General features: G+C 52.4%; 10 protein-coding genes, 2 rRNA genes and 2 pseudogenes. 10 read left to right on the top strand and 4 right to left on the bottom strand.

Features of this window, described 5'->3' with window-relative positions; all coding sequences use genetic code 11:
• Positions 1-340 precede the first annotated feature (340 nt).
• Together HLB35_RS10500 and rrf are read left to right on the top strand one after the other, a co-directional pair.
• A 23S ribosomal RNA gene (locus HLB35_RS10500) occupies positions 341-3,227 on the top strand.
• Positions 3,228-3,403: 176 nt separating this feature from the next.
• Positions 3,404-3,519, top strand: a 5S ribosomal RNA gene (gene rrf / locus HLB35_RS10495).
• Positions 3,520-3,776: 257 nt separating this feature from the next.
• Here the strand turns inward: rrf and HLB35_RS10490 are convergent.
• Positions 3,777-4,238, bottom strand: a complete 462-nt coding sequence (locus tag HLB35_RS10490) for a flavodoxin family protein (protein ID WP_171702546.1) — start codon at positions 4,236-4,238, stop codon at positions 3,777-3,779.
• 177 nt (positions 4,239-4,415) lie between these two features.
• Here HLB35_RS10490 and HLB35_RS10485 point away from each other — a divergent pair, with 177 nt between their 5' ends.
• The 8 genes and pseudogenes from HLB35_RS10485 to HLB35_RS10450 all read left to right on the top strand — a co-directional run bounded on the left by HLB35_RS10485 (position 4,416) and on the right by HLB35_RS10450 (position 12,223).
• Positions 4,416-4,892 (top strand): YbhB/YbcL family Raf kinase inhibitor-like protein, encoded by a 477-nt coding sequence (locus HLB35_RS10485; RefSeq protein WP_171702545.1) that lies wholly within the window; start codon positions 4,416-4,418, stop codon positions 4,890-4,892.
• A 427-nt stretch (positions 4,893-5,319) separates the two neighbouring features.
• The gene (locus HLB35_RS10480; protein ID WP_171702544.1) at positions 5,320-5,784 is read left to right on the top strand and encodes an SUF system Fe-S cluster assembly regulator; all 465 of its coding nucleotides are present in this window, start codon (positions 5,320-5,322) and stop codon (positions 5,782-5,784) included.
• Between the two features lie 68 nt (positions 5,785-5,852).
• Entirely contained in the window at positions 5,853-7,295 is a 1,443-nt protein-coding gene (gene sufB / locus HLB35_RS10475; protein ID WP_171702543.1) for a Fe-S cluster assembly protein SufB, read from the top strand.
• Between the two features lie 87 nt (positions 7,296-7,382).
• A complete protein-coding gene (gene sufC, locus HLB35_RS10470; protein ID WP_171702542.1) occupies positions 7,383-8,135 on the top strand; it encodes a Fe-S cluster assembly ATPase SufC in 753 nt (250 codons plus the stop codon).
• Positions 8,132-9,480 (top strand): annotated as a pseudogene (gene sufD / locus HLB35_RS10465) (Fe-S cluster assembly protein SufD). Before sufC ends, sufD begins: the two are co-directional and overlap by 4 nt.
• 114 nt (positions 9,481-9,594) lie before the next feature.
• Positions 9,595-10,858: pseudogene (locus tag HLB35_RS10460) on the top strand (SufS family cysteine desulfurase).
• An 18-nt stretch (positions 10,859-10,876) separates the two neighbouring features.
• Complete coding sequence (gene sufT / locus HLB35_RS10455) at positions 10,877-11,446, top strand: putative Fe-S cluster assembly protein SufT (RefSeq protein ID WP_171702541.1); 570 nt, start codon at positions 10,877-10,879, stop codon at positions 11,444-11,446.
• Positions 11,447-11,533: 87 nt separating this feature from the next.
• The gene (locus tag HLB35_RS10450) at positions 11,534-12,223 is read left to right on the top strand and encodes a SanA/YdcF family protein (RefSeq protein ID WP_171702540.1); all 690 of its coding nucleotides are present in this window, start codon (positions 11,534-11,536) and stop codon (positions 12,221-12,223) included.
• A 26-nt stretch (positions 12,224-12,249) separates the two neighbouring features.
• On the opposite strand, the gene HLB35_RS10445 is transcribed toward HLB35_RS10450, so the two are convergent.
• From HLB35_RS10445 to HLB35_RS10435, 3 genes are all read right to left on the bottom strand, one after another.
• Positions 12,250-12,708: a hypothetical protein gene (locus HLB35_RS10445; protein WP_171702539.1), complete on the bottom strand. Its 459-nt coding sequence runs from the start codon at positions 12,706-12,708 to the stop codon at positions 12,250-12,252.
• An 88-nt stretch (positions 12,709-12,796) separates the two neighbouring features.
• On the bottom strand, positions 12,797-13,705 hold the full coding sequence (gene rimK / locus HLB35_RS10440; RefSeq protein WP_171702538.1) for a 30S ribosomal protein S6--L-glutamate ligase: 909 nt from the start codon (positions 13,703-13,705) through the stop codon (positions 12,797-12,799).
• A gap of 43 nt (positions 13,706-13,748) precedes the next feature.
• Positions 13,749-14,189 (bottom strand): ATP-dependent zinc protease family protein, encoded by a 441-nt coding sequence (locus tag HLB35_RS10435; RefSeq protein ID WP_171702537.1) that lies wholly within the window; start codon positions 14,187-14,189, stop codon positions 13,749-13,751.
• Positions 14,190-14,192: the final 3 nt, after the last annotated feature.

Here is a 14,192-nt window from a genome sequence, read left to right as displayed (position 1 = left end):
ATGTGGAACTGACCTTGTTAGGGTCAGCGGTTCGAGCGAAACGTCGCATCGCCCGCTTGGCTCCACCATTATTTATTATGTTAACAACCGTTTGTTTATGTTTTGTGACCATTGATAAGTCAAAACGTTATTAATGCGTTGTCTTATCACTGTTCATCGAACAGTCGCTCTTTAATAATATATCAAGCTGATAAAAACCTTCTTAAGAGGGTGGTTAATCACATTCTGTGTGACTAACAACACTCTGAGAGGTTTGTACGTAGTAAATTGTTATGTGATACGTCTCAAGCGTATCCGGCAATCGTTATCATTGCGAACCCCAGACTCCTTCGGGTTATAGGGTCAAGCAATGAAGCGCACACGGTGGATGCCTAGGCAGCCAGAGGCGATGAAAGACGTGGAAGCCTGCGATAAGGCTCGGCGAGGTGGCAAACAACCTGTGACCCGGGCATCTCTGAATGGGGAAACCCACTCATCACAAGATGAGTATCCTGCACTGAATACATAGGTGACAGGAAGCGAACCAGGGGAACTGAAACATCTAAGTACCCTGAGGAAAAGAAATCAACCGAGATTCCCCTAGTAGCGGCGAGCGAACGGGGACCAGCCCTTAAGCAGGTGACTGATTAGACGAATGCGCTGGGAAGCGCGGCCATAGCGGGTGATAGCCCCGTAGTCGAAAATCTGATCCTGTGAAATCGAGTAGGTCGGGGCACGAGAAACCTTGACTGAAGACGGGGGGACCATCCTCCAAGGCTAAATACTCCTGGCTGACCGATAGTGAACCAGTACCGTGAGGGAAAGGCGAAAAGAACCCCGGAGAGGGGAGTGAAATAGACCCTGAAACCGTGTGCGTACAAGCAGTCGGAGCGGACTTGTTCCGTGACGGCGTACCTTTTGTATAATGGGTCAGCGACTTATATTCTGTGGCGAGGTTAACCGATTAGGGAGCCGTAGCGAAAGCGAGTCTTAACTGGGCGCACCAGTCGCAGGATATAGACCCGAAACCGAGCGATCTATCCATGAGCAGGGTGAAGATTGAGTAACATCAATTGGAGGCCCGAACCAGGATCTGTTGAAAAAGATTTGGATGACTTGTGGATCGGAGTGAAAGGCTAATCAAGCTCGGAGATAGCTGGTTCTCCTCGAAAGCTATTTAGGTAGCGCCTCATGCAGCACCACCGGGGTAGAGCACTGTTTCGGCTAGGGGGTCATCCCGACTTACCAACCCGAGGCAAACTCCGAATACCGGTGAGTGACGCGTGGGAGACACACAGCGGGTGCTAACGTCCGTTGTGAAAAGGGAAACAACCCAGACCGTCAGCTAAGGTCCCGAAATCCTGATTAAGTGGGAAACGATGTGGGAAGGCTCAGACAGCTAGGAGGTTGGCTTAGAAGCAGCCATCCTTTAAAGAAAGCGTAATAGCTCACTAGTCGAGTCGGCCTGCGCGGAAGATGTAACGGGGCTAAATCAGGTACCGAAGCTACGGGTTCACACTTAGGTGTGAGCGGTAGAGGAGCGTCGTGTAAGCCAATGAAGGTGAATTGAGAAGTTCGCTGGAGGTATCACGAGTGCGAATGCTGACATGAGTAACGATAAAGGGCGTGAAAAACGCCCTCGCCGGAAGACCAAGGGTTTCTGTTCGACGCTAATCGGAGCAGAGTGAGTCGGCCCCTAAGGCGAGGCCGAAAGGCGTAGTCGATGGGAAACGGGTCAATATTCCCGTACCGGACATGATTGCGATGGGGGACGGAGAAGGCTAGGTGAGCCAGGCGTTGGTTGTCCTGGTGAAAGCAAGTAGGCCGAGCGCTCAGGTAAATCCGGGCGCTTAAAGCCGAGATGCGAAACGAACTGACCACGGTCAGGAAGTCATCGATGCCACGCTTCCAGGAAAAGCCTCTAAGCTTCAGATCATGTGCGACCGTACCCCAAACCGACACAGGTGGTCAGGGTGAGAATCCCAAGGCGCTTGAGAGAACTCGGGTGAAGGAACTAGGCAAAATGGTGCCGTAACTTCGGGAGAAGGCACGCCGGCGTAGGGTGACGAGACTTGCTCTCCAAGCCCGAACCGGTCGAAGATACCAGGTGGCTGCAACTGTTTAGTAAAAACACAGCACTCTGCCAAGTCGTAAGACGACGTATAGGGTGTGACGCCTGCCCGGTGCCGGAAGGTTAAGTGATGGTGTTATCTTCGGAGAAGCTCTTGATCGAAGCCCCGGTAAACGGCGGCCGTAACTATAACGGTCCTAAGGTAGCGAAATTCCTTGTCGGGTAAGTTCCGACCTGCACGAATGGCGTAATGATGGCCACGCTGTCTCCACCCGAGACTCAGTGAAATTGAAATCGCCGTGAAGATGCGGTGTACCCGCGGCTAGACGGAAAGACCCCGTGAACCTTTACTATAGCTTCACACTGGACGCTGATGTTGCCTGTGTAGGATAGCTGGGAGGCTTTGAACCTCGGACGCCAGTTCGAGCGGAGCCACCCTTGAAATACCAGCCTGGCATCATTGGCGTTCTCACTCAGGTCCGTTATCCGGATCGAGGACAGTGTGTGGTGGGTAGTTTGACTGGGGCGGTCTCCTCCCAAAGCGTAACGGAGGAGCACGAAGGTACCCTCAGCACGGTCGGACATCGTGCAATGAGTGCAAGAGCATAAGGGTGCTTGACTGCGAGACAGACACGTCGAGCAGGTGCGAAAGCAGGTTCTAGTGATCCGGTGGTTCTGTATGGAAGGGCCATCGCTCAACGGATAAAAGGTACTCCGGGGATAACAGGCTGATACCGCCCAAGAGTTCACATCGACGGCGGTGTTTGGCACCTCGATGTCGGCTCATCACATCCTGGGGCTGAAGTCGGTCCCAAGGGTATGGCTGTTCGCCATTTAAAGTGGTACGCGAGCTGGGTTTAGAACGTCGTGAGACAGTTCGGTCCCTATCTGCCGTGGGCGTAGGATGTTTGAGAAGGGCTGCTCCTAGTACGAGAGGACCGGAGTGGACGCACCTCTGGTGTTCCGGTTGTCACGCCAGTGGCATTGCCGGGTAGCTAAGTGCGGACGGGATAACCGCTGAAAGCATCTAAGCGGGAAGCCCCCTTCAAGATGAGACATCCCTGAGGCCTAGAGCCTCCTGAAGGGCCCAGCGAGACCAGCTGGTTGATAGGCACGGTGTGGAAGCGCTGCAAGGCGTTGAGCTAACGTGTACTAATGGCCCGTGAGGCTTGACCCTATAACACCCAAGGGGTCTGGTGGCAGTGATAACGATGGCTGAATAAGCCAGTCGGATACGCAGAGACGCATCACACGCGCAAAAGCGAAAGCAGGAGCGCGGACAGTTTACAAACACGTACAGCGCAGGCTATCAATTAACTGCCTGCGCATCAGCTTGATGTATTACCTGTTACGCCTGACGACTATAGCGAGTGGGAACCACCTGATCCCTTGCCGAACTCAGCAGTGAAACCGCTTAGCGCCGATGGTAGTGTGGGGTCTCCCCATGCGAGAGTAGGTCATCGTCAGGCACTTATACCGCAAAAACCCAGCCAATCGGCTGGGTTTTTTGTTTGTGTAGCGAATAGCGAAAGGAAAATAGGGGTCTCTCCATGGAGAGGCTCGGCAGCCCGGCGCAGTCCTCGTCAGGCACTTATTAAGAAACGCCCCATGCACGCTGTTCATGGGGCGTTTTGCTGTGCGCGTGTTAAAAAAACCTTTCCCTCCGGCAGAGGGCTTTGCTTTTCTGTTCACGATTCACGATTCACGATTCACGATTCACGATTCACTAAAATAGTCCATTTTCCAATCCAGCCGCCATATAGGTACCCAGTTCCTCAACTTGATCACAGAAGGCGTTATCCCACTGGCCACGCAAAATCAGCGGAGGCTGTACCCAGCGCCAGCGCAGTCCGGTAATGATGGACTCAATCCCACGCTGAGTGCCCGTTCCATCGTGTCCAGCACGTACATATAGCGCACAGGGTAAGCCCTGCTTTTGTTCAAGCACTGCGTAGTAACATCGATCAAATAGATCCTTGGTCATGCCTGCCATGTAACCCAGGTTCTCTGTGGTGCCGATGATGATGCCGTCGGCATTCAGGATATCCTCCGGGACTGTCTCGTGAGGAGATTTGCACACACAATTAATACCTTCGATGTCTGGGTGATGGGCACCTGTCTCTAAAGCGCCTGATAAGCGCTGAGTATTGGCTGAGGGAGCATGAACAACCGCTAGTAATGTTTTCACCTTAAGCACTCCGTCGGTTGAACAAATGTTACCCGTTGACATTGCAATCGGTTTCTACAAGTCTATGGGCACAGCAATGGCTATTTCATTTTTGTAGACTTTTTTGTAAGTCGTTGTTGCTGCGGTAAGCTTTATAGATCATCTACCACCCAAAATTAGCGTGTTCAGGAGATCAGTATGGCATTTGCGCTTTCGGATTTGCAGCTCAGTAGTTCTGCGTTTGATCATCATAGAGACATACCCTCAAAACATTCTGGGGAGGGTGATGATGTTTCTCCCCAGCTTGAATGGCAAGGGGCGCCTGAAGGCACAGAGGGTTATGCGGTGATCTGCCATGATCCTGACGCACCACTTGTCCAGCATGGCCAATATGGATTTGTACACTGGGTGTTGTATAACCTGCCATCAACAGTCACAGCGTTGGAAGAAAATACTCAGCAGGGCACTGTGGGGAAAAATGACTTTGGCAAACTGGGCTATGGTGGCCCCATGCCACCGGAAGGTCACGGTAAGCACCATTATTATTTCTGGGTACTCGCCCTGGATTGTCAGACATCATTGCCTGAAGGGTTAACGCTGCCTGAATTACTGGAGGCTCTTGAACCGAATCTATTAGGTATGAATCGTTTGATTGGCACCTATAAACGCAGCTAATCAGTAATGTCAGGCCGTTCATAGGCTATCAAGTCACTTTTATATAGGTTAAACATATAAAACCTCGTAAAGCAGCTGATATACAGAAACTATTAGTTGGTTATATCAGCACTTTGTCCGACTGCCCGCTACGTCTTCTGATGTTAGCGGGTTTTCATTGTATGTGGTGATTAATCAAGGGCGTTAGGCACATTATCTCATCCGATGGAGAGGAGAGTATAGTTCAATTAAATGATAATGATTACTTTTTGTGATGGTAAATGCGTCGAAATTGCATGTAAAGTGCAAGATAATTGTTGAGTAATTTAGTCAGGGTCTTCACAAATTTTTTATACAGGACTAAAATGGTACCCAATTAAACCGCCAAGCAGTCTGCAAGTCTTTCCTAGGCACCCCGCCTACTGATTGCAGGTAGCAAGGAGACAAGATGCTCAAGCTTTCACGGCTAACTGACTATGCAGCGGTGGTGATGGCACAGATTGCCAGGCATCCAAACAAGCCGCATGCGGCGGCAGAACTTGCAGAAGCAGTTCAGCTGCCTCATCCAACGGTCAGCAAAACGCTGAAGATGCTGGTCAAGGCAGATTTGCTTGTTTCACAGCGTGGAGCACAGGGTGGCTACCAGCTGGCCCGCTCAGCGTCTTCAATTACCGCCGCTGATATTATCACGGCCATGGAAGGGCCGGTTGCGGTGACCACCTGCAGTCAGGCAGAAGGCGAGTGCGAGCTGGCCAGTACTTGTGGAGTCTCTGATAACTGGCAGCGTGTTTCCATGGCGATTCGCACTCTATTGGAAAGCGTAACGCTGGCCCATCTGGCCGCCACGACACCTATCAAGCTGCCTGTGCAGCTGCCTATTCAAAGTATCAGCGTTGAGGCGGTTTCAGCTTGACGCGAGATGTATCCCAAATGATGACGGCGAGCTGATCTCGCCATCCAACTGCCCCGGAGGGTAACACCATGGCAACTGAAGAAATGGAACAGTTGGTAACTCGCGAATACAAAGAAGGTTTTGTAACCGACATTGAAAGCGACACGCTACCACCTGGTTTAAATGAAGATACCATTGCCTTTATTTCTAATAAGAAAGGTGAGCCTGAGTGGATGCTGGAATGGCGTCTGGACGCCTATCGGCAGTGGCTGAAAATGAAAGAGCCTTCCTGGGCGCACTTGGACTATCCGCCGATTGACTATCAGGCTATCTCTTACTTCAGTGCACCTAAGCGCCCTGAAGACATGCTGCAGAGCATGGACGAGGTCGATCCCAAGTTGCTCGAAACCTACGAGAAGCTTGGCATTCCGCTGCACGAGCGTGCCGCTCTTGCCGGTGTCGCGGTAGATGCCGTTTTTGACTCAGTGTCAGTGACCACTACCTTCAAGGAAACGCTGCTTGAAGCGGGTGTCATTTTCTGTTCGATTTCAGAGGCGATTCACGACTACCCGGAACTGATCAAGCAATATCTGGGTACCGTTGTTCCCAAGAACGATAACTACTTTGCGGCACTCAACTCGGCTGTCTTCACCGATGGTTCCTTTGTGTTCGTTCCCAAGGGCGTCAAGTGCCCGATGGAGCTATCGACTTATTTCCGCATTAACGAGGCCAACACCGGCCAGTTCGAGCGTACTTTGATCATCTGCGAAGACCAAGCAGAAGTCTCCTACCTCGAAGGTTGCACCGCTCCGATGCGCGACGAAAACCAACTGCACGCCGCAGTGGTCGAGTTGGTAGCTCTTGATGATGCCTATATCAAGTATTCCACCGTCCAGAACTGGTATCCGGGTGATGAAAACGGTGTGGGTGGCATCTACAACTTTGTCACCAAACGCGGTGATTGCCGAGGTGACCGTTCGCGCATCAGCTGGACTCAGGTAGAGACCGGCTCAGCGATTACCTGGAAGTATCCTTCCTGCATGCTGCGCGGCAAGGACAGCGTAGGTGAGTTTTATTCTGTTGCCGTCACCAATGGTCGCCAGCAGGCAGACACTGGCACCAAGATGGTACATATCGGTGAAGGCTCTCGCTCTTACATTGTGGCCAAGGGTATCTCTGCCGGTCGGAGTGACCAATCTTACCGTGGCCTGGTAAAAATTGGCCCGAGAGCCAAGGGCGCGCGCAACTTTACCCAGTGTGACTCACTGCTGATTGGTGATACCTGTGGTGCACATACCTTCCCGTATCAGGAAATTAACAACAGCACGGCGACTATCGAGCATGAGGCGACTACTTCCAAGATTGGTGAAGACCAGCTCTTTTACTGCCAGAGCCGCGGTATTTCTGAAGAGGATGCGGTCAGCATGATTGTCAATGGTTTCTGTAAGGACGTGTTCCAGGAATTGCCAATGGAGTTCGCCGTAGAAGCCGAAGCGCTGCTGGGTGTAACGCTTGAAGGCGCGGTCGGCTAATTCGGTTGCAGCCGTTTTTTTAACGTTACTTTTTTAAGCGCGACGATCTAAGAGCGCCATCATCATTTATTCTGAAAAGGTTTTATCATGCTTGAAGTCAAAGATTTGCACGTCACTGTAGAAGGCAACGAAATCCTCAAAGGCCTGACCCTGACCATCAAGAAAGGTGAAGTCCACGCCATTATGGGCCCCAATGGCGCAGGCAAGTCTACCTTATCTGCCGTTATTGCTGGTAAAGATGGCTATGAAGTGACTCAAGGGTCAATCACCTTTGAGGGCAAGGACGTACTGGAAATGGAAATTGAAGAGCGCGCCCAGGCGGGTCTTCTACTGGGTTTCCAGTATCCGGTTGAAATTCCGGGAGTCAAGAATATCTATCTGTTGAAGTCAGCTCTCAACGCACAGCGTGTCGCTCGTGGTGAAGAAGAAATGTCGGCACCGGAGTTTCTGAAGCTGGTCAGGGAAAAGCTGGATTACATGAAGATGGATCCGAGCTTCCTCCAGCGTGCCGTCAACGAAGGCTTCTCTGGTGGTGAAAAGAAACGTAATGAAATTCTGCAGATGCTGGTACTGCAGCCCAAGCTCGCCATGTTGGATGAAATCGATTCTGGCTTGGATATCGACGCCATGAAGGTAGTGGCAGATGGTGTCAACAGCCTGCGTGCTGAAGAGCGCGCCATCCTGATTGTGACGCACTATCAGCGTCTGCTTGATTACATCACTCCGGATAAGGTGCACGTTCTAGTGGATGGCCGGATTGTCAAAACAGGCGATGCCGAGCTTGCCAAAGAGTTGGAAGCGAATGGCTACGAAGGTATCGAGGAGGGGTCTGCAGCATGAGCGACACGCACACTTTTCTGGAAACGCTGAACCAGCATCGCCAATCTATGGGGCCAGAGCCCACCTGGATAGCGGCACGCCGTCAAGCGGGCGCCGCCCGTTTTGAAGCCATGGGGTTTCCCACTCGTCGTGACGAAGAGTGGAAGTACACCGATGTGCGTAGTATTGCTCAAGGTAACTTTGCACTGGCTGATAGCGCAGAGTTTTCCCAGGCAACCGCCGCTACCCTGACGCTTCCCCTTGAAGCCTATCGTCTGACGTTTGTAGACGGGGTTTTTTCTGCGTCCCTGTCAGACCTTGAGAACCTGCCCGAGGGTTTGCAGGTGCTGCCGCTTTCCAGAGCCCTGGAAGCTAACCACGAAGCGGTGGGCGGCCCACTGGGACGCCTGACAGGGGTTGAGTTTTCCCCCTTTGCAGCGCTGAATACTGCCTTTATGGAAGAAGGCGCGGTGATTCGCATTGCTGCTGGCTGTGTGGTTGAAAAGCCGATCATTGTGCAATTTCTGTCGCGTGCCAATGCCCAGCCGACCATGTGCCATCCACGGGTGCTGGTAGAAGCAGCGGGACGCAGTGAAGCGACCGTGATCGAGCATTATATCGGTGAAAAGGATGCGCAGAATTTCACTAACGTTGTGGGCGAGTTCATGCTTGACCGGGGTGCCATCCTTCAGCACTACAAACTGCAGGAAGCACCGCTTGGTGACTACCACGTTGCCAGTATGCACGTCGAACAGAACCGCGACAGCCGTTATACTTCATACAGCCTGAATCTGGGCGGTGCACTGGTACGTAACGACCTGATCAGTGATCTCAATGGTCAGGGGCGGAGACCAACTTCCTCGGCCTGTTCTTTGGCCAGGATCGCCAGCACGTTGATAACCATACCAAAGTTAACCACAATGCGCCGTTGACGTTCTCCAATGAGAACTACAAGGGCATTCTGGACGACCGCGCCCATGGTGTATTCAACGGCAAGGTATATGTAAAGCGTGATAGCCAGAAGATTGAGGGCTATCAAAGCAACCAGAACCTGCTGCTCTCTGACCGTGCCCGGATTGATGCCAAGCCCGAACTTGAAATCTATGCCGATGACGTTAAATGTTCGCACGGCACGACCACCGGTCAGCTGGATGAAGAAGCCGTATTCGCTCTGCGTACCCGAGGAATTGACGAAGCTACGGCGCGTGCCTTGCTGACCTTGGCGTTTGCAGGCGAAGTATTGGAAGAAGTGAAACTTGACGTGATATCTGAGCGGGTGGAGCTGGCAGTCGCTGGCAAGCTGCCGGAACGCTTTAACCTGACTGGGCTGGTAGAAGCCGCTTCTGCGTTGAACGAACAGGATTAAGGCGTCAAGTTCAAGTGCTCGGGTTAGCCTTTAATTACTCGTGATAGCGCCTAACTCGCGGTGCTATCACCGTGTATATACCCGTTTATTTCATTGGTGCCTTAGGAGTTTGCAATGTCTCATACCGCTGTTGTCACGCCACAACCGACACATCAGGCACCTTTCAATGTTGCCAAGCTTCGTGAAGATTTCCCGATTCTGAATCGTGAGGTACATGGAAAGCCGCTGGTCTATTTTGATAACGCGGCGACCAGCCAGACACCGATTGAGGTGATTAACGTCTTTGCTGATTATTATGGACGTTACAACGCCAATATCCATCGTGGTCTGCACACCTTGGCCGATGAAGCCACGGAAGCATTTGAAGGCGCCCGTGAAAAGGTCAGAGCCTTCATCAATGCGCCGGCATCACGTCAGGTGATCTTTACCCGGGGGCGACCGAAGCTATTAACCTGGTGGCTAATAGCTGGGGGCGGACCCAGTTGGCAGCAGGGGATGAAGTGCTTATCTCCATGCTTGAGCACCATGCCAATATTGTGCCCTGGCAGTTGCTGGCTCAGCAGTTGGGTTTTACCATCAAGGTGATTCCGGTTCATACGGACGGCTCACTAGATATGGACGCTTACCGTGAGCTACTTAATGAGCGTACCAAGCTGGTGTGCGTCAATCATGTTTCCAATGCGCTTGGTACTATCAACCCGGTCAAGGAAATGGCCGCTCAGGCACATCAGGCAGGTGCTCTGATCATGGTGGACGGCGCCCAGGCAACCCCGCATCAGCGCGTGGATGTGCAGGCTATCGGCGCTGATTTCTATACCTTTTCAGGGCATAAGGTCTATGGCCCGACCGGTGTTGGTGTGCTGTATGGCAAGCAGTCACTGCTGGAAGCCATGCCCCCGTGGCAGGGCGGCGGTGAGATGATTGATACGGTTTCGTTTGAGCAGGGAACCACCTTTGCAGCCCTTCCGCACAAGTTCGAGGCTGGCACACCTGCGATTGCTGAAGTGATTGCCCTGGGTAAGGCGCTTGACTGGACTGAGAGCGTTGGGCTGGATGCGATTGGCGAGTGGGAGCAGCAGTTGCTTGTGTATTCCACTCAACAGCTAGAGACAATTGATGGTCTGCGTATTCTGGGAACCGCAGAGCATAAAGCGGGTGTGCTTTCCTTTGTGGTTGATGGTGCTCATGCTCAGGATATTGGCCTGCTGATTGATCAGTTAGGTGTCGCGATTCGCACTGGACATCACTGTGCTCAACCACTTCTGCATCATTTTGGTGTAGACGCAACATGCCGAGCCCGTTTGCGGCGTATAATACCCGTGATGAAATTGATATTTTCGTTACGTCGCTCAAGCGTGTCATTGATATGGTGCGCTAGGCACCATCAAGGAGCGTTATGGACATCGAACAGATAGCTCGGTTAGAAAGAGGCCAGACAATCCCTTTACAGCGGGATGTTGAAGCCATTGCCATTCCTTTTGGCAAGAGTGATACCCTGCCTGAAGACAGTGTTGTCAGCATCATGCAGGCGAAAGGCAGTTCGGTCAGTGTTGGCTACGAGGGTCGCCTTTACTTGATTGAAGGCAGCAACCTTGACGCTCTTGGGCTGGCAGCGCTGCCCCGTCCGACGCTTCACACAGACGCCAGTGATGATGAAATTGAAGAATTTGTCTGGGAGCAGCTGCGCACCTGTTATGATCCTGAAATTCCTGTCAATATTGTTGATCTGGGGCTGGTTTATGGCTGCCGCATTGAACGTCTGATCAGCGGTGAGCGTCTGGTCACTATCCGTATGACATTGACAGCACCAGGGTGCGGTATGGGGGATGTGATTGCCGCAGATGCGCGCAACAAGATTCTGGGTGCGCCACAAATCAGTAATGTTCACACGGAAATTGTCTTTAGTCCTCCGTGGAGTCGAGACATGATGAGTGAAGAGGCCAAACTTGAGCTGGGCATGTTTTAACCATCAAGGGATCAAAAGTATCACTTTGCCATTATTGGCTATCAGCTGATGTGTCTGAAAATCGTCGCAGGATTCAAGTGGTGGTTAATGACGTTGGGAGCGGCACTTTTGCTGGTGCTGCTTTTTTTTATGGGCAGCAATCTATGGATACTGGCACGTACTTACCCGGTGATTGAATCGTCAATCGCTCAATGTGGCCCGCAACGGGTCGGCATTGTGTTTGGTACTTCCCATTGGACGCGTGGTGGCTCGCAAAACCCGCACTTCTACTCACGTATGAGCACTGCTGCTGGCTTGGTGCATACCGAGCGTGTGGAACACCTCTTGCTATCCGGAGACAACCGTACGCGATCCTACAACGAGCCACGCGCCATGTGGCGTGCGCTGACCAGTTTTGGGGTGCAGCCTGAGCAGCTGACGTTGGATTACGCGGGTTTTAGCACCTTTGATACTCTGGTGCGTGCTCAGCAGGTCTTTGAGCTTGATAAGGCGGTACTGGTGACTCAACGCTGGCATCTGCCTAGGGCCTTATATATTGGTCAGGCTTTGGGGATGCAGGTGTCGGGTTGTGTTGCCAGCAACCATAGCGTTGATGGTGAATGGCGACTACGCATCAGGGAGTGGTTGGCGCGGGTCGCCACATTGGGGGATCTGTATATATGGAAGCGCCAGGCTTATTTTCTTGGCCCAGTTGAGCCAATCGAATTTCCGGTCAATCTTGAAGAAGTGTCAACCGCCAGCGAAAGCGCTGGCGTTGAGCTTGATGACAACCCGTGAAAACTCACTTTAAAGACAGGCAGGCTCTAAAGAGACCCGCTGCGCTGCGGCTTACGCTTCTGCAGCTGATAGAGCTCGCGAATCAGCTGGCGGCAGCCTTTCATGCATTCTTCAACCACCGGCTCCACAGGGTCGGGAAGCGGGTGGGTGAAAAGGGTAGAAAGTGCCTGCATCAAAACACGCTCCTGTTCAAGGAGCTCATTGATCAACACCTGGCTATCATTGCCAACAAAGCTTTTCAGCCGGCTCCATAGCCACAGAAAATCATCGCGTTCCACATCGGCGTCACGGGGCAGCATTTTCAGGTGGGTACGTGCTAATTGCTGCAGCTGCCCCATCTGCTGCAGCCGCTGTTCGTAATAAGGCTTCAGGGTGTCACGCAGCGATGGACGCAGGCGTTCTATATTGTCCTGAAAGTAATCAATGCTATCTGCCAGCGCTTCGAGAACGCTGTCCATCGCCACTTGGCGATTATCAAGAAACATGAGCGTCTACCTCCTTCGGTGACGCAGATTGTCGCCGCGGTAGCCGCGTTTTGCCACCCCTGCATTGGATTAATTTTAATTTCAGACCTTAGCCTTTTGGTTTGGGTGGTGCTTTACGCGGCGTCACCGCATTTTTCTCGATATGTTCAATAATCAATCCCGCTATATCCTTGCCCGTTGCGGTCTCAATTCCCTGCAGCCCTGGAGAGGAATTAACCTCCATAATCACCGGCCCGTGGTTGGAACGCAGTAGGTCAACCCCGGCGACGCGCAAGCCCATGGCCTTGGCCGCACGAATGGCTGTTGAACGCTCTTCCGGTGTAATACGAATAACGCTGGCACTGCCGCCGCGATGCAGGTTGGAGCGAAACTCGCCTTCAGCCGCCTGGCGCTTCATCGAGGCAACTACTTTGTCACCAATCACCAGACAGCGAATATCAGCGCCTTTGGCTTCCTTGATATATTCCTGCACCATGATGTTAGCTTTCATACCCATGAACGCTTGAATCACTGATTCAGCCGCCTGATTAGTTTCAGCCAGCACCACCCCGATACCCTGGGTGCCCTCAAGCAGCTTGATGACCAAGGGCGCGCCCTTGACCATGGTAATCAAGTCAGGGATGTCATCCGGTGAATGGGCAAACCCGGTGATGGGCAGCCCCAGCCCCTTACGGGAAAGCAGCTGCAATGAGCGCAGTTTGTCGCGTGAACGGGTAATGGCTACTGAATCATTAAGCACATAGGTATTCATCATTTCAAACTGACGCAGCACCGCGCAGCCATAAAAAGTAACCGACGAGCCTATACGCGGGATGACCGCATCAAAGGATTCGATTTCAGCACCCTTGTAATGGATGGAAGGGTGGTGAGAGGCGATGCTCATATAACAGCGCAAGGTATCAACAACGCGGGCCGAGTGGCCTCTCGCCTCAGCCGCTTCAACAAGGCGGCGGGTTGAATATAAATTACGATTACGCGACAACAAGGCAATATGCATTGAGTGCTCCCTTCCGGGTCAATTAGGGGTGATTCGTTAGCGTTCAGGGTTCGCCGTGGAGAAATTCAGCGCCAGGGGCGATTAGTAAGCGGCGCATGGCCCGGCGACCCAACAGCATCGGATGACGCATATTGCTGCGGTCGGTTAGGGTAAGCTCAACTGGGAAATTAAGATCGCCCAGCTGGATTGGTGTACGTACCACGTAACGCCATTCGCTGTGCCCGTTGGAACTGGTCACACGGCGACGGTCGTGGAGGTGTGCCTGGATTCGGTGAGGGGGTGAATCAGGCCCTCCGCTGTGAGTAATAAAGCTTATCCACAGTTGGCCATGCTCGTCTTCTGATGTTTCGAGTTGCTCGGCATGCAACGCTGAGGTACGCGCGCCGGTATCTGCCTTACAGCAGAGGTGCAGATCAAATTCAGGCAGTACGACCATTTCGCGTCGGCCAATCACCGCTTTTGCCTGGTAAGGTAATTCCTTCATCTT

Origin of the sequence: Vreelandella azerica, assembly GCF_013112225.1 — a bacterium.
In the GTDB taxonomy this organism is placed as follows: domain Bacteria; phylum Pseudomonadota; class Gammaproteobacteria; order Pseudomonadales; family Halomonadaceae; genus Vreelandella; species Vreelandella azerica.
The sequence above is the reverse complement of the archived record's forward strand: the minus strand, read 5'-3'. Positions and strand labels throughout refer to the sequence as shown.